We start from the raw sequence: 17,389 nt of genomic DNA on the forward strand, positions 1-17,389 counted from the left end.
AGCTGATACTTTACTTTCATGACACCAGAACAGCTTATAACCTTCGCCACCGTCGCCCAGTACGGCAACATCAGCCACGCGGCGCAGGCACTGCATCTGTCCCAGCCCGCCGTGTCGGGGCAGTTGAAGGTGCTGCAGGAGACCTTTGGCGAGCCTCTGTATCAACGGGCGGGCCGCGGGGTAAAGCTCACCGACGCCGGCCTGCAGTTGCTGGCACACGCCACACGCCTGCGCGACACCTACCGCCAGGCCCAGGCGCTGCGGGAAGCCATGCGCGGGCTGGAGCGGGGCACCTTGCGCATCGGTGCCAGTACCACGCCAGCCAGCTACTTGCTGCCTTACCTGATTGCCGACTTCCAGGCGCGCTACCCTGACGTGCTCATCACCACCACCCAGGGCAACACTGCCGAGATTCTGGCAGCGCTGGACAACGTAGACATCGCCATGATCGAGGGCCCGGCTGGCCAGGCATTGCCCGTGGGCACCGAGGTCACAGCGTGGCGAGAAGACGAGATTGTCGCCATCGTGCCCAGCGGCCACCCGCTGGCCGGCACGGCTTCGCAAACCATGGCAGCACTGGGGGCTTACCCGCTGGTGCTGCGCGAGGGTGGCTCCGGGGTGCGGCAGATCGTAGAGCGGGCCTTTGCCCGCAGTGGGGTGGCGATGCGGGTGGCCCTGGAGATTGCGGGGGTAGAAGGGGTGAAGGAGGCGGTGCGTGCGGGCATGGGCATCGGCTTTGTATCGGCCATGTCGATCCGGCACGAGGATGGCGCCCTGTGCAGAATACCCATCGCGCCACAGGCGCTGGTCAGGCGGTTTTCAATCCTGATGCCCCATGCTGCCAGCCCATCGCGGGTGGCAGCGCGGTTTTACGAGCTCTGTATCGGGCAGGTGGGGCCTGAAGCGCGTTGAGCGGTGTACGGGACATCAGTGCTGTTTGTTCTGCAACCTATAGCAGCCCCGATCTCGTGCCGGCGTCACACCACCACCGGGGCTGCTTGTCTTCGAACGCATGAAACCTCGGTTGCAGCTCTGCCAGGTCATTGTCGTCAAAACCACCCACGAGCAATGCGACCGTCGAATCATCGTCAATGGCACCGACAGAACTGCCACACCGGCTGCAAAACGCCCGGCTGGAGAAATCTGATGACCTGAATAAGGAAGGCACGCCACCCGCACCCAACCATGAGACGCTCTGCTGTGCGAACTCTACCCATACCGCCGTCACGGCACCGGTATGACGCTGGCACGTTTTGCACGAACAGGTGTGTGGCTGTATCACGGGGGCCAGGGCTTTGTACCTGATCCAGCCGCACAGGCAGCCACCTTCGTAGGCAGTGCTTTGCATACCCAGTCCTCTTCAGCGTGTGCGAGAGATGCAAGCTTAGCCGCAGCGGCGCCACTGCGACGGCTATTTGTTCAGCTGACCGTTCAACCAAAGGTGTCCAGCAACCGATACCAGGCAATGCCCGCGCCAAGGTACAGGCGCTGCAAACCATGAAACGGGATCGGGTTGACGGGCGTGACCGGAAACACCAGGTCATTCGAGGCGCCCAGCAGGTGACCCGACAAATGCCGGGCCAGCGTTGTCGACATGGCGATGCCGCGGCCGTTGTAGCCCAGCAGAATGCTGAGCCCTGGCGCCGGTTCGTGCACGTGCGGCAGGAAGTCCCGGGTCAGTGCCACCCTGCCGCTCCAGTGATGCTCGAAGCCGATCCCTTCCAGCTGCGGGAACAAGGCCGTGACGGCGCGCTTGAGCTGGTTGAAGTCGTCTGGTGAGCGCGGCTCGGAAAACGGCCCGCGGCCGCCTAGCAGCAGCCGCCCTTGCGCGTCCTTTTTGTAGTACAGCAGCAAGCGGCGGGCATCCGAGCAGACTTCGCCCTGCGGCAGGATCTGCTGCGCCAGTGCTGTGGGTAGCACCGGTGTGGACACGATGAAGCTGTTGGCCGCGATGAGGGTTTGCCTCAGGCCGGGCCACAGGTCATCCGAATAGCCGTTGGTCGCCAGCACCACACGGTGCGCGGTGACCCGGGCGCCCTGTTCGGTGGTGAGCACCCATTGGCTGCCCTCGCGTTTAAGGCCGGTGACGCGGGTACGGCCATGTATTGCAGCGCCGTGATGGAGTGCGGCACGGGCCAGCCCCCGTGCCAGCTTCAGCGGGTGCACGCTGCCGGCGCGGGGGTCGACCCAGGCGCCCAGGTAGCCCTGGCTGCCGATGCGGTCAGCAGCGCCGCGTGCATCGAGCAGCTCAGCCGCAACGCCCCTGCGCTGCCACTGCTGGGCCCGCTGTTCGATGGCGCGCATGGCCGCTGGGGTGCAGGCAGGTTGTATCCAGCCCTGGCGTACCGCATCGCAGTCGATGCCGTAGCGGTCGATCAGCTTGAACACTTCATCCGCAGCACCCCCGGCAACGCGAATGATCGCCTCCGCTTTTTCATCACCGAACAGCTTCATCAGCTCGTCCGGGTCGTACTTCAGGCCCGGAATCACTTGCCCGCCGTTACGCCCCGAGGCACCCCAGCCTGGCTCACCTGCATCCAGTACGCAGGTGGCTGTGCCGGCGCTAGCCAAATGCAGCGCTGTGGTGAGGCCCGTATAACCGGCCCCGACAATGGCCACATCGACCTGTTTGTCCTCTGTCAGCGGCGGCGTTTGCGGCCCTGGCTGCGCCGTGGCAGCCCACAGGGACGGGGGCATGGAAAATGACTGTACGCTCATGCCTGTGGCTCGCTGCTGTTGAGAAGACGGCGCAGGAAATCCTGGGTGCGCGGGTGAGCAGGGCGGCCGAACACATCCTGGGGCACACCCGCTTCCACGATCTTGCCGCCGTACAGGAAGCACACCTTGTCGGAAACCTCCCTGGCGAAGGCCATCTCGTGGGTGACCACTACCATGGTCATGCCCTCTTTGGCCAAGGTGCGCATAACGCCCAGCACTTCGCCCACCAGTTCGGGGTCGAGCGCGGAGGTAGGTTCGTCGAACAGAATCGCCTTGGGCCGCATGGCCAAGGCCCGTGCAATCGCCACGCGTTGCTGCTGGCCACCCGACAGTTGATCCGGGTAGGCATCCAGGCGATGGCCAAGGCCCACCTTTTCCATCAGTTCCACCGCGTGCGCGCGGGCGGCGGCCGGGCTCTCTTTCTTTACGTACACCGGCCCTTCCATCACGTTCTGCAGGGCAGTGCGGTGCGGGAACAAGTTGAAGCGCTGGAACACCATGCCCACTTCGGTACGGATGGTGTGGATCGACCTGGCGTGCCGGTCTACCCGCTCGGACGACACCAGAATGTCGCCACCCTCGTAGGTTTCCAGGCCGTTGATGCAGCGCAGCAGGGTGGACTTGCCCGAGCCGGAGGGCCCGATCAGGCACACCACTTCGCCGCTGTTCACTTCCAGGTCAATACCCTCGAGCACGCGGGTGGACCCATAGCTTTTGTGCAGCGCCTTGATACTGATCATGCAGTGTTCCTCGTCCCAAGGCGGGCTTCCAGCCGCCGCAACCCATACGACAGTGGCAGGCTCAACGCCAGGTAGAGCAGGGCCACCAAGGTATAAACCGTCATGTTCTCGAAGGTGGACGATGCGATCAGCTGGCCGGCCCGGGTCATTTCCGCCACGGTGATGGTGGACACCAGCGAGGAATCCTTGAGCATCATCACCAGGGTATTGCCGTAGGGTGGCAGGGCGATCTTGAAGGCCTGTGGCAGCACTACCCGGCGCATGATCATCGCCCCGCGCATGCCGATCGATTCGGCGGCCTCGATCTGCCCTTGCTGCACTGCCTGGATACCCGCGCGGAAGTTCTCGGCCTGGTAAGCCGAATAGGCGATGCCCAGGCCGATCACACCCGCTTGAAACGCACTCAGCTGTATGCCGAAGTCGGGCAGAACGAAGTAGATGTAGAACAGCTGCACGATGATCGGCAGCCCGCGGATGATGTTGACGAGTGTGTAGCCGGTCCTGGCGATGAGCTTGCTGTTCGACACCATCATCAGGGCAAACACCAGCCCGATGACCGAGCTTAGAATGAACGACAGCGCAGTCACTTTAACCGTGACCACTGCCCCTTCCAGCAACACAGGGAGAAAGTCCAGAGCGTTCTGCAGAAACATAGAAGTACCCGCTTGTCCGGTAGGCGCCTGACGCGCGTGATGGCGTCAGTTGATGTGCCACTTGGCGATGATCGCATCCAGCGTGCCGTCCGCTTTCACCGCATCGATGCCGCGGTTGATCTGTTCCAGCAGCTGTTGGTCGCCTTTGCGCACGATCAGGCACACTTCGCCGTTGAGGCTGGGTTTGTAGCCGTCAACCAGGCGTACTTTTTTCAGCAGGCCTTGAGACGCCTGGTAAGTGAGGATCGGCTTGTCGGCAAAGCCCGCCTTGATTCGCCCCAGGGCCAGGTCGCGCAGCAGGTCGGAGATGGAGTCATACCCCCTGACTTCCTTGTAGATGCCACGGCGCTTGAGCTCGTCGATGAACACCGTGCCGACTTGCGCGCCTACCACTTCACCCTTGAAGTCGTCCATGCTGGTGTACGTGCCGTTGTCATCCTGGTTGACCACCAGCGCTTCGCCATACTCATACACCGGCTTGGAGTACTGCACCACTTTCTCCCGCTCTGGGGTTTTAAGCATGGCTGCAGAAATGATGTCGATCTTGTTGGCCGTGAGTGAGGGGATCAGTGCCGAGAAGTTGTTCTGCAAGATGGTCACGTCAAACCCGCCTGCCTTGGCGATGGCCTGCGCCGAGTCGATCATCATCCCTTGTATTTGGTTGCTCTTCACATCCAGGAACGTGAAAGGCACGCCGGTGGCGGTGGCACCGACCCGGTAGGTGTCTGCGCTGAAGGCAGTGCCGGTGATGAAGCTGGCTGCCAGGGCGGCAGCGCAAGTGAGTGCACGAAGTTGTGAACGCATGGGGTGGACTCCTGATTTCGTGATTTTTGTCGTTATCGAAAGAGTGAGGCCTTGGATCAGGGCAGGGGCCTTGGGTCGAATATAATTGATTTACAAAAATCGTAAAGAGATTTATAAATATCGCATACCGATACGCATGGGATGAAAAACCGTGAGTGACATTGAAAATGCCCTGTTTAATCAATCCCTTGAGAAGGGGTTGGCGGTTTTGAAGGCGTTCAATGCGCGGCGCAGAACAATGAACCTGGCTGAAGTTGCCCAGGCAGCCGGCATCAATAAGAGCTCCGCCCAGCGCATGGTCCACACCCTCGAAGCCCTGGGCTACGTGCGCAAGAACGCAATCACCAAGCGTTTTCAGCTAACGCCCGAAGTGATGGAGATTGGTTACAACTACCTGGCATCGAACACCCTGGTAGACGTGGCCAACCCGTTTTTGGCAGAGCTTGCCCAGGTGACCGGCGAAACCACCAACCTGACCGAGCCAGTGGCAGACGACATGATCTACGTGGCCCGGTTCGTGGGCCCCAAGTTCATCCCCATCCATATGCCCCTTGGGAGCCGTATCCCCATGTACTGCACAGCCTCCGGGCGTGCGTACCTGAGCGCATTGCCGCGCGAGCAGGCCCATGAACACCTGAGCGGCTGCACCTTCGTGCAGCACACGCGCCAGACACGGGTTGGCCTGGACGACATCATCGAGCAAGTCGACCTGGCGCGCAGGGACGGGTTTTCGACCAACTGCGAGGAATTGTTCCTCGGGGACATGGCCCTGGCGGCGCCCGTGCGCAACAGCGAGGGTTTGCCCGTGGCGGCAGTGCACGTGGTGGCGCCCACCAGCCGGTGGACGGTGGAGGAAGCGGAGCGGCGGCTAGGGCCCGCAGTGCTGGAGTGCGCGCGGGCGATTACAACTTCGATACGGGCGTTGCAGTTGTGAGCACTGTTGAGGCGTTCACCTGGCGCGTCAGACACCCGAGCGATTTTCTGCAATCAGGATGAAGCACATCGGTACCTGGGTGCGCGGGTCTTCATAAACAGCGTAAGCCTCTTCACGGTTGGAGTGGGGGAATTCAGTGAAACGGATGAGCCTGAAGTCAGCCTTGGCTATGCCGGTCAATACCTCACCCAGGGTGTGAATATGCCAATACGATGGATGTTCAATTTCCGCACCTTCCCCTTCGTACACGATCGCACTTGTCTCTATGAAGGGTTCTGTTTGGAAGTAGGAGTGCTCAACCCGCCAAGGATCGACCGATCCAGGGTTCAGAATCTCTAGAAACGGGTGGGTTTCATAAACCAGCAGGACGCCACCCGGTTTCAGCACCTTGGCAACATGGGTGAAAAATACCCTCATGTCTGGCATCCAGTTGAGGACGCCGATAGTTATCAGGGCTACGTCGAACCGGCCATCGAGATCGCTCGGAAGATTGTGAATATCCGCTTCGATGAACACTGGCGAGTGCGGCGACAGCGCTGCCAGCTCCCTGGCCTGCGCTAGAAACTCACTGGATTGATCCACACCGACCACCTGAGTGGCGCCGAGGGCAAAAAGTGAAAGCGCCTCCCGGCCATTATTGCACCCAAGTTGCACAACCGATTTCTGAGAGAGACCGACCTGCTCGAGCGCCGCCGTCAGCGTCGAGTCCAGGCAGGAAAAGTCATCACGGATTACGTTCTCGACGAGATGCTGCCAAGTTGCACTTTTTCGATGGAGGGCCGCAGACGCGTTCCAGGCATCGCGATTTCCGGTTATCACGTCCTTGAAAGAAATCATTGTCGAATGTCGTCCTGAGTCGGGCTAATCGGGGTCAGAGCATAACATGAGGGGGTGGCCCTACTTAAGCACGAACGTCACGCCTCAGTTACGCTCCGCCGTCCCTGCAACCGTTCACGCCACCTTGAACACATGCCGCAAATACCCCACAAAGTTCTCATCCCGGCACTGCGTCTTCCCCGGGCTGTCCGAGATCTTGGCCACTGGCGCGCCATTGCACGCGGTCATCTTGATCACCATGTTCATCGGCTCCACGCCCGGTATATCGCACGTCAGCTTGGTCCCGATACCAAAGCTCACTTGAATGCGCCCGTGCAGCGCCCGGTACAGTGCCAGGGCCTTGGTGAAGTCCAGCCCGTCGGAGAAGATCAGCGTCTTGCTCATGGGGTCTATACCCAGTTTCTCGTAGTGGGCGATGGCCTTTTCTGCCCAGGCGAGTGGGTCGCCGGAGTCGTGGCGCAGGCCGTCGAAGAGCTTGGCGAAGTAGAGGTCGAAGTCCCCAAGGAAGGCATCCATGGTGATGCAGTCGGTCAGCGCGATACCGAGCAGGCCGCGATACTCGCGCACCCAGCACTCCAAGGCTGCAGCTTGGCTGTCCACCAGGCGCGGGCCCAGCTGTTGGTGGGCCATGAACCATTCGTGGGCCATGGTGCCGATGGGGCGCAGCTCGTATTCGCGGGCCAGGTGCACATTGCTGGTGCCGACGAAGCGGCCGGGGAAGTCACGCTTGAGGATGTGCACCACCTCTTCCTGCACCCGGTACGAGAACCGCCGGCGGGTGCCGAAGTCGGCCAGCTGGAAGCCCGCCAGTTCGTCGGCGCTGGCCTCGGCCTTGAGCCAGTCGAGGTTCTGGTACAACCGCTCGCGCACCTGTTCGATCACCACTTCGCGGTAGCGATAGCGGTTGCGCACTTCGCTGATGATGGCCAGCAGCGGGATTTCGTAAAGGATCACGTGCAGCCACGGGCCGCGAACGCGAATGGCCAGTTGCCCGGCATCGTCCAGGCCAACCTGTACGTAGCGCAGGTTGAAACGGAACAGGCTTAGAAAACGGATGAAGTCGGGTTTGATGAACGGGATTTTTTCCAGATAGGCCAGTTGGTCCTGGGTGACGCTGACCTCGGCCAGTTGCTCTACCTGGTAGCGGATCTCGGCCAGGTATGGGGCCAGGTTCTCGCCGTTGCGGCAACGGAACTCCCACTCCACCTCGGCATTGGGGTAGTTGTGCAGCACCGCCTGCATCATGGTGATCTTGTAGAAGTCGGTGTCCAGCAAATTCTGGATGATGCGTGGGCCGAAAACACTGTCGCTCATGAGCGCTGCTCCTTGATCAAAGCCAATTGGTGGTCGAGGGCGGCTTCATCGCCGCACAGCACCACACCCTCTGCTGCCAGCGCGCCGCAGGTTTCGATGGCACCGGCCTGGGTGAGGGCGCGGCAGGCCGGCAGGTACAGCAGCACCTGGAAGCCCGCCTGGCGCAATTGCCGGGCGGTGGTCTTGACGCAGTAATCCAGGGCCAGGCCGCCGACGATCACTGCCCCTACCTGCTGCACCTTGAGGTATTCGATCACACCGGTGGAACGGCGCTCGGCCAGGTCGTGATAGCAGGCGCCGTAGGGGTGCAGGTCGGGTTCGACGCCTTTCCACACGAAGTAGTCGTAGTCGATAGGGGCGGGCAGCCCCGGCAGCAGTTCGAAACCGGGGGTGCCGGGTACACAGTGGCTGACCCAGGTAAGGTCGGCGTTGGCCATGCTCAGCGGTTGCAGCATGTGTGCAGGGTCTGCCACAACCCAGGTGGCGTTGGCCGGGTGGGCGTCCTTGCTGCCAAGGCGCACGTCAGCGCGCAATGCCATGGCGTTGAGGTCGGGTGCGATCTCGTTGCCGTCGGGCACCGGCAGCTCGTGAGGGGCGTTGGCGGTGAAGCCGTTTTGCGCATCGACATCGAAACTGGCGATCTTCATGGCGGATCTCCTCGCTGGAATGGCTACATAATCCACCTGGTGTATTATGTGTGTCAAGCCGCATCTTATAATCGCTTTAAGCTTGCATTACTTTGCTGCTCTGGTGAATTATCACGGCCATCAACCAGGAGCCACCCTTTGAGTACAGCCGAAGTACTGGCCAGCGTCGACATCGTCGCCTTGCGCCTGTCGCCCGATGGCCAGCAATTGCAGGTACTGCTGCACCGCCGCGAGCGTGAACCCCATGCAGGCCTGTGGGCATTGCCCGGGGTCATCATCAATGGCCGCATCCCTGACACCAGCCTGGATGGCGCTGCAGATCGCGCCTTGCGTGAAAAAGCCCGGGTAACCCCCTGCTACCTGGAACAGGTGGGCACCGAAGGCAATGCCTTCCGCGACCCGCGGGGCTGGTCGCTTAGCACCTGCTACCTGGCATTGCTGGGCCCGCAACAGGCGGTAGACGGTGAGCAACTGGGCTTCTTCGACCTGGGCAGCGTGGTTGACCGCAAGGTGCTGCTGCCGTTCGACCACAACCTGCTGGTGCAGGGTGCCCGTGATCGGCTGGCCGCCAAGACGGTGTACAGCAGCCTGCCGCTGTACCTGATGGGGGAGAGGTTCACCGTGCTGGATGCGCTGGGCGCCGTGCAGGCGTGCCTGGGGCAGCCGGTGAATGGCACCTCGCTGCGCAAGCGGCTGGAGCGCCTGCGCGAGCTGGGCTGGGTGAGGGACACCGGGCAGAAGAATCAGCCGCGGCTGGGGCGGCCGCAGCAGCTGTACCAGTACACGCCCCAGGGCGAGCGGCCGTTCATGTTCGACCGCAGCCTGTTGCCTGAGGGCGGCTGAGCGGTACGCTCAGTGGCCCAGTGCTACCTTGGCGCTGGTTTGGCGACGACGGTAGGCGCTGTCGCGGCTCGCCAGCCACCAGTACAGCGGCGAGGTGACCGCCAGGCCAACCAGCCAGGACAGGTCGGCGCCATTGATGTGCTCGGAGATCGGGCCCACGTACAGCGGGGTGTTCATGAACGGGATCTGCACGGCGATACCGATCGCATAGGCCAGCAGGGCTTGCGGGTTGTAGCGGCCGTAGATACCGCCGTCCACCTGGAAGATCGACTGAATGTCGTAGTCGCCTTTGTGAATGGCGTAGAAGTCGATGAGGTTGATAGCCGTCCACGGCACCAGCACCACCAGCAGCACCAGCACCATGTCCACGAAGTGGCCGATGAAATCGGCCGAGGCGAACACCGCCGCCACGCAGCAAGCGCCCAGCACGATCAATGAAAGCACCGCACGGCTCTTGGCTGTGGGGATCCAGCGGTAGGCGAAGGTTTGCACCAGGGTGATGATCGACAGCACTGCCCCATACAGGTTGAGGGCGTTGTGGCTGATGACGCTGAGCAGGAACAGCACCAGCATCAGCGGGCCGAGGCTGCCGGTGGCCAGCTTCACCGCCTCCATGGTGTCCATGCCAGCCGGGATCGCCAGCACAGCGACGGCGCCGAAGATGAAGGACAGGCTGGAGCCCAGGGCCGAACCGAGGTAGGTGGTCCAGAACGTCGAACTGACCTTCACATCAGCCGGCAGGTAGCGCGAATAGTCCGAAACATAAGGGGCGAACGCGATCTGCCACAGGGCTGCAAGTGAAACGGTGGCCAGCCAGCCGGCCAGGTTGAAGCCGCCGCGGGTGAGGAAGTCGTCACTCTGCACATGGCTGAAAATGTAGCCGAAGCCCACCACGATACCGATGCCCAGCACCCAGGTGCCGATACGGTTGAGCACGTGGATGAAGCGGTAGCCGATGATGCCGATGATGCCCGACCCCAGCGCACCGATGACGATGCCCACGGGCACCGGCACCGATTCGGCTACGCCATGCAGGGACTTGCCGGCAAGCACGATGTTGGATGCGAAGAAACCGATGTACATCACCCCGGCGATCACCACCACCAGCAGCGCGCCGAGCGAACCGAACTGGGCGCGGCTTTGAATCATCTGCGGGATGCCCATTTGCGGGCCTTGGGCAGAATGCAGCGCCATCAGCACACCACCAACCAGGTGGCCCACCAGGATGGCAACGATGCCCCACACCAGGTTCAGGTGAAACAGTTGCACGCCGAGGGCGCCGGTGACGATGGGGAGCGGCGCGATGTTGCCGCCGAACCACAGTGTGAACAGATCCCTTACCTTTCCATGGCGGTCTTGCGGGGGCACATAGCCGATCGTGTGTTTTTCGATGAGGGGGGCCGAGCTGGCTGCACTGGTCATGACTGACTCCAAGGCAAGGTAGGGCATCGGGAACTGCCCGGGAGCGTGCCGGCGAAGGGCAACGCGTTCTTGTTGGAGCGATGATGCGGGGCGCGGGGGTAACGAGAAATTAGTAAATATGTACCCATAAACCTTAAAAAACCTAAGGCTGACAAAAGCTTAAGCGGTGGACGGCAGCAAGAAGGGTGCCAGTGCCCTGAAGGCCCCGCTGCAGAGCCCCTCGCCCGATGACGCCTGCTTGCCCATGGGCCGAACTGGTGCGTGGCGGGCCAACACAGGGCATGAAAAAACAGCTGTACCGGCGATACGCCGGTGAATTCCCGTGCGCAACAGCTTCGGCTAAGCTGGCACCTCCCATTGCGCGACAAGGATGTGCCTGATGCCCGATACCACCCAACTGCTGGCCTTCGCCCTGATATCCCTGGGCATGGTGCTCACCCCCGGGCCTAACATGGTCTACCTGATCTCGCGGTCCATCTGCCAGGGCCGCATGGCCGGCCTGATCTCGTTGGGCGGTGTGGCCATGGGTTTTGTCTTCTACATGCTCTGTGCGGCCCTGGGGATCACTGCCCTGGTCATGGCTGTGCCTTACGCCTACGACGGCTTGCGCATTGGCGGCGCCCTGTACCTGCTGTACCTGGCCTGGCAGGCGGTCAAGCCCGGTGGGCGCTCACCGTTCCAGGTGCGTGATCTGCCTGCCGACAGCCCGCGCCGCTTGTTCGCCATGGGCTTCGTCACCAACCTGCTCAACCCGAAGATCGCCGTGATGTACCTGTCGCTGATGCCGCAGTTCATCAGCCCGGAGCACGGCAGTGTGCTGGCACAATCCTTGGTACTGGGTTCGCTGCAGATCGCCATCAGCGTAACGGTCAATGCGCTGATCGCGGTGATGGCCGGCTCCATCGCCGTATTCCTGGCGGGGCGCCCGCTGTTCCAGCAGGTTCAGCGGTGGTTGATGGGTACGGTGCTGGCGGCACTGGCTGTAAGGATGCTCGCCGAAGGTCGGCGTTGAACGAGCGTTCAATGAACGGGGAACGAACGCCGGTTGCGCCGCTCTTATCCGAAGACGGATGGCACAAGCCGCGGATTCCCCCGAAATGAAATCCCTTCAACAACTACCTGTGGATGCAGGGCAACCACCGCTGTGCTTCCTGCTGAACGGCGGCACCATCGGCGGTTTGATGCAGTCGATGCAGTGGGGCGATTCACCGCTCGGGCCGCCCCATGGCTGGTCACCGCACCTGCAAGCGGTGATGGCCACCCTGTTGCCCGCCCAGGCGCAGGTTGTGTTGTTCTGGGGCGAGTCCTATGTAGCGCTGTACAACGACGCTTACGCCCCCACCATCGGCAACAAACACCCCCACGCCCTGGGGCGGCCCGCCCAGGAGAACTGGTCTGAGCTGTGGGACGACCTTGAGCCGTTGCTGCGTGGGGTGCGCGAAACGGGCCAGACGTTCTCGGCCAAGGATCGCCCTTTCTATATAGAACGCAGTGGGCATGGCGAGACGGTGTATTTCGACGTGTCCTATTCCGCGGTTCGCGAGGCCGACGGCAGCGTGGGTGGCATCCTGTGCCTGGTATCGGAAACCACCGAGCGGGTGCGCTTCCAGCAGCGCCAGGCCTTCTTGCTGGAGCTGGGGCGTACGTTGCCCGGGCTGGGCGGTGCCGAGCGCATCGAAGCCTACGCTGTGCAACGCCTGGCCGAGCAACTTGGCGCTGCGCGGGTCTGTTTTGGGGAAGACCAGGGTGATGGCGAGTGCTTCACCGTCAGTCAGGACTGGGTCGACGGTGTGCCCTCAGTGGTCGGTACCCACCCGTACCAGGCCTTCGGTGCTGACTTCCATGAGCAGTTGGCAGCGGAGCAGACGGTGCTGCAGGTGTATGACAAGGTACCGCCGCACCTGGCAGGCCTGGGCGCTGCCCTGCATGTACCGGTGGTGCGTGCAGGCCGCCTGGAAGCCGTGCTGGGCGTGTATTTCCGCGACGCGCGCAAGTGCCTTGAGGAAGACTGCCAATTGGTGGAAGAAACCGCCAAGCAAACCTGGGCCGCCATCATTCATGCCCGCGCCGAACGTGCCTTGCACTTGCTCAACCAGAGCCTGGAAGAACGCGTGGCGGCCGCACTGGCGCAGCGTGAGTCGGCCATGGTGCAACTGCATGAAGCCCACAGGATGGAAATGATCGGGCAATTGACTGGCGGCATCGCCCACGACCTGAACAACATGCTCACGCCCATCATCGGCTCGTTCGAGCTGTTGCACCGCCAGCCGAACGCCGAGCGCGCCCCGCGGCTGATCGACGGCGGGCTGCAAGCTGCAGAGCGGGCCCGCAACCTGGTAGCGCGCCTGCTCAGCTTCGCCCGCCGCCAGACACTCAAGCCCCAGGCCGTGTGCCTGGCGACACTGCTGGACGACATGCGTGAGCTGATGGCACGTTCCATCGGGCCCACCCTGACCGTGCACGTGGATATCGACCCGGCACTGCCGTCTGTGGTGGTCGACCCTCACCAGCTGGAGCTGGCGTTGCTCAACCTGGTGGTCAATGCCCGTGATGCCACGGGGGACGGGGGCTACCTGCAGATCGTTGCCGGGCATGACCCGCATTGCCCTGTACCGCCAGAAGGCATGGCCGCAGAGCGCCTGGTGTGGATCGAGGTCAGGGACAATGGCTGCGGCATGGACGAAGAGCAGGTGCGCCGCTGCATGGAGCCGTTCTTCTCGACCAAGGGGATCGGCAAGGGCTCTGGGTTGGGGCTGCCGATGGTGCAGGGCCTGGCGGTACAGTCCGGCGGAGGGTTTGCCATCCGCTCAACGCCGGGGCAGGGCACCCAGGCTACCCTGTGGCTGCCGGCCAGCGACGCCTCGGCTGCCTGCCGCGGCAGTGAAAGCGCTGAAGCACCGACGGCCGCCCGTCCGAGCCGGGTGCTGCTGGTGGACGATGAGGAAATCGTGCGCCATGCCACAGCCCTGCAGCTGCGCGACCTGGGCTATGAAGTGACCGAGGCGGCGAGTGCGGCCGCCGCACTGCGCCTGGTAGACAAGGGCTGGTTGCCGGACCTGCTGGTAACCGACCACGTGATGCCGGACATGACTGGGGTGCGTTTTGCCCAGCAGATGCGCCAGCGGCATGCCGAGTTGCCGGTGCTGATCATCACCGGCTACGCCAACCTTACGCCGTCCCAGTTGAGCGGCTTTGAGGTATTGCGCAAACCTTACCGGCGCATGGAACTGGCGCAGAGTGTGGCGCAGTTGCTGGCGGCCAAGCGTTAACGTTCGCCCGGTAACGCAGCGTCTTGCGCCTGCTGGGGCAGGTACAGCGTGAACGTGGTGCCCTGGCCCTCAATGCTGTTGACCTTGACATCACCCCCGGACTGCTTGGCGAAGCCGAACACCTGCGAGAGGCCCAGGCCAGTGCCTTCACCCGGTGCCTTGGTGGTGAAGAAGGGGTCGAAGATACGCTCGAACAATTCCGTAGGGATACCAGCCCCGGTGTCGCTCACCGAAATGGCCGCGAAGGCACCTGCCTGTGGCGCCTGGCCTTGTGCTGCGGGCAGGTGCTGATCGGCCAGCAGGCGCAGCTGCAGTGTGCCTGCTCCGCCCATGGCATCGCGGCCGTTGAGCATCAGGTTGATGACGGCGGTTTCCAGCTGGCTGATGTCGGCACGGATGTGGCAGGGCGCCTCGGGCAGTTGCAGTTGCACGTGGATGCGCGCACCCGCCGCCGTATCGAACATGTCGGCCATTGCCTCAAGCCGCTCGCTGGCTTCGAACACCTGCGGGTTCAATGCCTGGCGCCGGCCAAAGGCCAGCAACTGGCCTGTGAGCTTGGCGCCGCGTTCCACGGTTTCGGATATGGTCTTGATGTACCGATCGCGCCGCTGATCATCCAGGTTGGGGCGCTGCAGAAAATGCAGCGACGCGCGGATGATGGTCAGCAGGTTGTTGATGTCATGTGCTACCCCGCCAGTCAGCTGGCCGATGGCTTCGAGTTTTTGCGCCTGGCGCAACTCAGCCTCGGTGTGCAGCAACTGGGCGGTGCGCTCCTGCACCCGCTGCTCGAGGTTGGCGTTGAGGGTTTCCAGCGCTGCGATTGCCTGCTGCACTTCACCGTGGGCCTGAGCCCGCTGGATATGCGCCCAACTGCGTTCGGTCACTTCACTGATCAGCGCCCGCTCGTAGGGGGTCCAGGCGCGCGGCGCGCCGTTGTTGATGGCCATCAGCGCGGTCAGCCTGCCGGCTTTTATCAGCGGCATGCAGCAGGTGGCCGCGATGCCGATGGCCGCAAAAGTGGCGGCCTCGTCGGGGGCCAGTTCGCGGTGGCTGTCGTGGATGATCAGGGGTTGGCCGTTGCGCAGGCGGTTCACCGCCAGGCGGCCGAAGTCATGCAACTGGTAATCGCCCAGCAGGTGAGGGGCCCCGGGGGCCACCGCTTCGCCGCAGATGGTGAAAGTGTCCTGGTCGGCCTGCATCACCGCATAGGCGCAGCTGGACAGCTCAAGGTGTTCCACCAGCATGCGCGTGGTAATCGCCAGAATGTCTTCGGGCGCTGAAGCTTCAGCGACTGCCCGTGCCAGGCTGTCGAGAAACTTCAGCCGCTGGTTGCTGACCACGTTGGCGGTGGTTTCGGTGACGGTGTCGAGCATGCCCAGCACTGTGCCGTCATGGCCGCGGATGGGGCTGTAGCAGAACGTGAAATAGGCCCGCTCCGGCGTGCCATTGCGGTTGATCACCAGTGGGAAGTTCTCGATGAACACCGCCTCGCCGGCCATGGCGCGGTCTGCCAGCACGCGAATGTCCGACCAGGCCTCGCGCCAAACTTCGCTGAAAGGCATGCCCAGCGCCAGCGGCTTCTCGCCGAGAATCGGCAAGAATGCGTCGTTGTGAAAGGTAGTCAGGTCGGGGCCCCACAGCACCGCCTGGGGGAACCGCGAGGCCAGGCACAGTGCCAATGTGGTCTTGAGCGCATCGGGCCAGCCATCGAGCGGGCCCAGATGGGTGGAAGCCCAGTCATGCTGACGGATACGCTCGCCCATGAGGCCACCGCCCTCTAGCCACTTCGCCATGTGTTCTGCCGGTCGTGAATACAAAGGCCCCTAGGGTGCACCGAGAACACGTGGTTGGCGAGCAGTTTGTGCACTAGCGAATGAAGTGCACTTTGCCGGTGTCGTCATTGCCCGTGTAGATGCCATATACCCCGGCTTGGCGTTCGAGAATATAGCGCTCGAGGATCTGCCGGATGGCGGGGTAGTAGATGTCGTCCCAGGGGATCTGGTCGGGCTCGAAGAACCGGTAGGCCAGGGTTTCCGGGCCGTACTGGCCGGTTTCCTCGGTGGCGATGGCGCGGAAGATGATGTACACCTCGCTGATCTTCGGCACGCTGAAAATCGAATAGGGGCAAACGATTTCGGCGTGTACGCCGCTTTCTTCCCACACCTCGCGCAGCGCTGCCTGCTCGGTGGTTTCGCCGGCCTCCATGAAACCGGCGGGCAGGGTCCAGGTGCCCGGGCGCGGTGGAATGGCGCGCTGGCAGAGCAGGTACTTGCCGTCGCGTTCGATGATGCAGCCGGCGATGATCTTGGGGTTAATGTAGTGAATGTAGCCACAGCCGCTGCAGTGCAAGCGTTCGTGGGTATCGCCGGTGGGAACGCCCCGTGCCAGTTCCATTGTGCAGTGTGGGCAGTAGCGCGGGGCATTGGGCATGATCAGCGACCTATGCGGGGTTCCTTGAGGGCCAGGGGCTCGACGATGTCGCGCACCTTGGTGGTGTCGTCCTGCTTCTGGCGCAGGTATTCCAGGGCGACCTTGGCCGCAGCGCGTACGTGCTCTACGCAGGCCTGGTGGGCCACCACAGGGTCACCGCCCTTGATCGCCTCGACCATCTTTTCCATTTCCAGGTTGCTGGCGCCGCGGCGGTTCACTTGCGACACCGAGGTTGCCCGCAGGTAGCTGATGCGCGCCTGCAACTGGCGCAACTGCTGGGCTGCCACCTGGTTGCCCGAGCCTTCGAGCAACACGTCGTAGAAGCCCTGCACCGAATCCAGTACTTGCTGCAGTTCGCCTTCTTCCAGGGCCTCGCGGTTTACCTCCAGCGCACGTTCCAGGGCGCGGATGTCCTTGGCCTTGGCGTTGAGGGTGAACAGTTGCACGATCAGGCCCTCGAGCACGCAGCGCAGCTCGTAGATATCGCGGGCATCCTCGAGGGTGATGATGGCCACGCGAGGGCCCTTGGCGTCTGCGAACTCCACCAGCCCTTCGGACTCCAGGTGGCGAAGGGCCTCACGCACCGAGGTACGGCTGACCCCGAGGCGGTCGCAGAGGTCGCGCTCGACCAGGCGATCGCCCGGCAGCAGGTGGAAATTCATGATCGCACCGCGCAGCTTGTCGAGCACGATTTCGCGCAGGGTGACGGGGTTGCGGTTGACCTTGAAGCTGTCGTCGAGTGGCTGGCGTTTCATCAAGTGCGCTCTGAAAGAGGCTG

At 62.7% G+C, this 17,389-nt stretch carries 17 protein-coding genes; 5 read left to right on the plus strand and 12 right to left on the minus strand.

What is annotated here, in order from left to right:
• The first annotated feature begins 18 nt into the window (after positions 1 to 18).
• The gene (locus APH25_RS20185) at positions 19 to 912 is read left to right on the plus strand and encodes a LysR family transcriptional regulator (protein ID WP_060483137.1); all 894 of its coding nucleotides are present in this window, start codon (positions 19 to 21) and stop codon (positions 910 to 912) included.
• Between the two features lie 37 nt (positions 913 to 949).
• Here the strand turns inward: APH25_RS20185 and APH25_RS25160 are convergent, their stop codons facing one another.
• The 5 genes from APH25_RS25160 to APH25_RS20205 form a co-directional block, all read right to left on the minus strand.
• Positions 950 to 1,348 (minus strand): GFA family protein, encoded by a 399-nt coding sequence (locus APH25_RS25160; RefSeq protein ID WP_080667859.1) that lies wholly within the window; start codon positions 1,346 to 1,348, stop codon positions 950 to 952.
• An 83-nt stretch (positions 1,349 to 1,431) separates the two neighbouring features.
• Positions 1,432 to 2,718: an FAD-binding oxidoreductase gene (locus tag APH25_RS20190; protein ID WP_060483138.1), complete on the minus strand. Its 1,287-nt coding sequence runs from the start codon at positions 2,716 to 2,718 to the stop codon at positions 1,432 to 1,434.
• Positions 2,715 to 3,458, minus strand: a complete 744-nt coding sequence (locus tag APH25_RS20195) for an amino acid ABC transporter ATP-binding protein (protein ID WP_060483139.1) — start codon at positions 3,456 to 3,458, stop codon at positions 2,715 to 2,717. Before APH25_RS20195 ends, APH25_RS20190 begins: the two co-directional genes overlap by 4 nt.
• Positions 3,455 to 4,111 carry an ectoine/hydroxyectoine ABC transporter permease subunit EhuD gene (ehuD, locus tag APH25_RS20200; protein WP_028633770.1) on the minus strand — a complete coding sequence of 219 codons (657 nt, stop codon included), beginning with the start codon at positions 4,109 to 4,111 and terminating at the stop codon, positions 3,455 to 3,457. The genes APH25_RS20195 and ehuD overlap by 4 nt, the downstream gene beginning before the upstream one ends.
• 45 nt (positions 4,112 to 4,156) lie before the next feature.
• On the minus strand, positions 4,157 to 4,915 hold the full coding sequence (locus APH25_RS20205; RefSeq protein ID WP_028633771.1) for an ABC transporter substrate-binding protein: 759 nt from the start codon (positions 4,913 to 4,915) through the stop codon (positions 4,157 to 4,159).
• Between the two features lie 151 nt (positions 4,916 to 5,066).
• Here APH25_RS20205 and APH25_RS20210 point away from each other — a divergent pair, with 151 nt between their 5' ends.
• Positions 5,067 to 5,849: an IclR family transcriptional regulator gene (locus APH25_RS20210; protein WP_028633772.1), complete on the plus strand. Its 783-nt coding sequence runs from the start codon at positions 5,067 to 5,069 to the stop codon at positions 5,847 to 5,849.
• A 27-nt stretch (positions 5,850 to 5,876) separates the two neighbouring features.
• Here the strand turns inward: APH25_RS20210 and APH25_RS20215 are convergent, their stop codons facing one another.
• The 3 genes from APH25_RS20215 to APH25_RS20225 form a co-directional block, all read right to left on the minus strand.
• Positions 5,877 to 6,686 carry a bifunctional 2-polyprenyl-6-hydroxyphenol methylase/3-demethylubiquinol 3-O-methyltransferase UbiG gene (locus tag APH25_RS20215; RefSeq protein ID WP_060483140.1) on the minus strand — a complete coding sequence of 270 codons (810 nt, stop codon included), beginning with the start codon at positions 6,684 to 6,686 and terminating at the stop codon, positions 5,877 to 5,879.
• 114 nt (positions 6,687 to 6,800) lie between these two features.
• A complete protein-coding gene (gene pncB / locus APH25_RS20220) occupies positions 6,801 to 8,000 on the minus strand; it encodes a nicotinate phosphoribosyltransferase (RefSeq protein WP_028633774.1) in 1,200 nt (399 codons plus the stop codon).
• Positions 7,997 to 8,647, minus strand: a complete 651-nt coding sequence (locus APH25_RS20225; protein ID WP_060483141.1) for an isochorismatase family protein — start codon at positions 8,645 to 8,647, stop codon at positions 7,997 to 7,999. The genes pncB and APH25_RS20225 overlap by 4 nt, the downstream gene beginning before the upstream one ends.
• A 138-nt stretch (positions 8,648 to 8,785) precedes the next feature.
• Between APH25_RS20225 and APH25_RS20230 the strand changes: the two genes are divergently transcribed.
• Positions 8,786 to 9,490 (plus strand): NUDIX hydrolase, encoded by a 705-nt coding sequence (locus tag APH25_RS20230; RefSeq protein WP_060483142.1) that lies wholly within the window; start codon positions 8,786 to 8,788, stop codon positions 9,488 to 9,490.
• Between the two features lie 9 nt (positions 9,491 to 9,499).
• On the opposite strand, the gene APH25_RS20235 is transcribed toward APH25_RS20230, so the two are convergent.
• Complete coding sequence (locus APH25_RS20235; RefSeq protein WP_060483143.1) at positions 9,500 to 10,912, minus strand: cytosine permease; 1,413 nt, start codon at positions 10,910 to 10,912, stop codon at positions 9,500 to 9,502.
• Between the two features lie 379 nt (positions 10,913 to 11,291).
• On the opposite strand from APH25_RS20235, the gene APH25_RS20240 reads away from it, so the two are divergent.
• Together APH25_RS20240 and APH25_RS20245 are read left to right on the plus strand one after the other, a co-directional pair.
• Positions 11,292 to 11,924: a LysE family translocator gene (locus APH25_RS20240; RefSeq protein ID WP_028633778.1), complete on the plus strand. Its 633-nt coding sequence runs from the start codon at positions 11,292 to 11,294 to the stop codon at positions 11,922 to 11,924.
• A gap of 85 nt (positions 11,925 to 12,009) precedes the next feature.
• The gene (locus APH25_RS20245; RefSeq protein WP_060483144.1) at positions 12,010 to 14,181 is read left to right on the plus strand and encodes a response regulator; all 2,172 of its coding nucleotides are present in this window, start codon (positions 12,010 to 12,012) and stop codon (positions 14,179 to 14,181) included.
• Here APH25_RS20245 and APH25_RS20250 read toward each other — a convergent pair.
• The 3 genes from APH25_RS20250 to APH25_RS20260 form a co-directional block, all read right to left on the minus strand.
• Positions 14,178 to 15,974, minus strand: coding sequence for an ATP-binding protein (locus APH25_RS20250; protein WP_028633780.1), 1,797 nt, complete (start codon positions 15,972 to 15,974; stop codon positions 14,178 to 14,180). The genes APH25_RS20245 and APH25_RS20250 overlap by 4 nt on opposite strands.
• Before the next feature lie 73 nt (positions 15,975 to 16,047).
• Positions 16,048 to 16,611 (minus strand): NUDIX hydrolase, encoded by a 564-nt coding sequence (locus APH25_RS20255; RefSeq protein WP_060483145.1) that lies wholly within the window; start codon positions 16,609 to 16,611, stop codon positions 16,048 to 16,050.
• A gap of 2 nt (positions 16,612 to 16,613) precedes the next feature.
• Positions 16,614 to 17,366, minus strand: a complete 753-nt coding sequence (locus APH25_RS20260; RefSeq protein WP_060483146.1) for a GntR family transcriptional regulator — start codon at positions 17,364 to 17,366, stop codon at positions 16,614 to 16,616.
• Positions 17,367 to 17,389 lie beyond the last annotated feature (23 nt).

Origin of the sequence: Pseudomonas sp. NBRC 111119 (assembly GCF_001320125.1) — a bacterium.
Taxonomy (GTDB): domain Bacteria; phylum Pseudomonadota; class Gammaproteobacteria; order Pseudomonadales; family Pseudomonadaceae; genus Aquipseudomonas; species Aquipseudomonas parafulva.

Bases quoted from the DNA above. Each gene is read 5' to 3' on its own strand.
- APH25_RS20240 (WP_028633778.1), top strand. From the start codon at position 11,292: ATGCCCGATACCACCCAACTGCTGGCCTTCGCCCTGATATCCCTGGGC.
- pncB (WP_028633774.1), bottom strand. From the start codon at position 8,000: ATGAGCGACAGTGTTTTCGGCCCACGCATCATCCAGAATTTGCTGGAC.
- APH25_RS20235 (WP_060483143.1), bottom strand. From the start codon at position 10,912: ATGACCAGTGCAGCCAGCTCGGCCCCCCTCATCGAAAAACACACGATC.
- APH25_RS25160 (WP_080667859.1), bottom strand. From the start codon at position 1,348: ATGCAAAGCACTGCCTACGAAGGTGGCTGCCTGTGCGGCTGGATCAGG.
- APH25_RS20225 (WP_060483141.1), bottom strand. From the start codon at position 8,647: ATGAAGATCGCCAGTTTCGATGTCGATGCGCAAAACGGCTTCACCGCC.
- APH25_RS20250 (WP_028633780.1), bottom strand. From the start codon at position 15,974: ATGGCGAAGTGGCTAGAGGGCGGTGGCCTCATGGGCGAGCGTATCCGT.
- APH25_RS20260 (WP_060483146.1), bottom strand. From the start codon at position 17,366: ATGAAACGCCAGCCACTCGACGACAGCTTCAAGGTCAACCGCAACCCC.
- APH25_RS20205 (WP_028633771.1), bottom strand. From the start codon at position 4,915: ATGCGTTCACAACTTCGTGCACTCACTTGCGCTGCCGCCCTGGCAGCC.
- APH25_RS20195 (WP_060483139.1), bottom strand. From the start codon at position 3,458: ATGATCAGTATCAAGGCGCTGCACAAAAGCTATGGGTCCACCCGCGTG.
- APH25_RS20215 (WP_060483140.1), bottom strand. From the start codon at position 6,686: ATGATTTCTTTCAAGGACGTGATAACCGGAAATCGCGATGCCTGGAAC.
- APH25_RS20185 (WP_060483137.1), top strand. From the start codon at position 19: ATGACACCAGAACAGCTTATAACCTTCGCCACCGTCGCCCAGTACGGC.
- APH25_RS20245 (WP_060483144.1), top strand. From the start codon at position 12,010: ATGAAATCCCTTCAACAACTACCTGTGGATGCAGGGCAACCACCGCTG.
- APH25_RS20190 (WP_060483138.1), bottom strand. From the start codon at position 2,718: ATGAGCGTACAGTCATTTTCCATGCCCCCGTCCCTGTGGGCTGCCACG.
- ehuD (WP_028633770.1), bottom strand. From the start codon at position 4,111: ATGTTTCTGCAGAACGCTCTGGACTTTCTCCCTGTGTTGCTGGAAGGG.
- APH25_RS20255 (WP_060483145.1), bottom strand. From the start codon at position 16,611: ATGCCCAATGCCCCGCGCTACTGCCCACACTGCACAATGGAACTGGCA.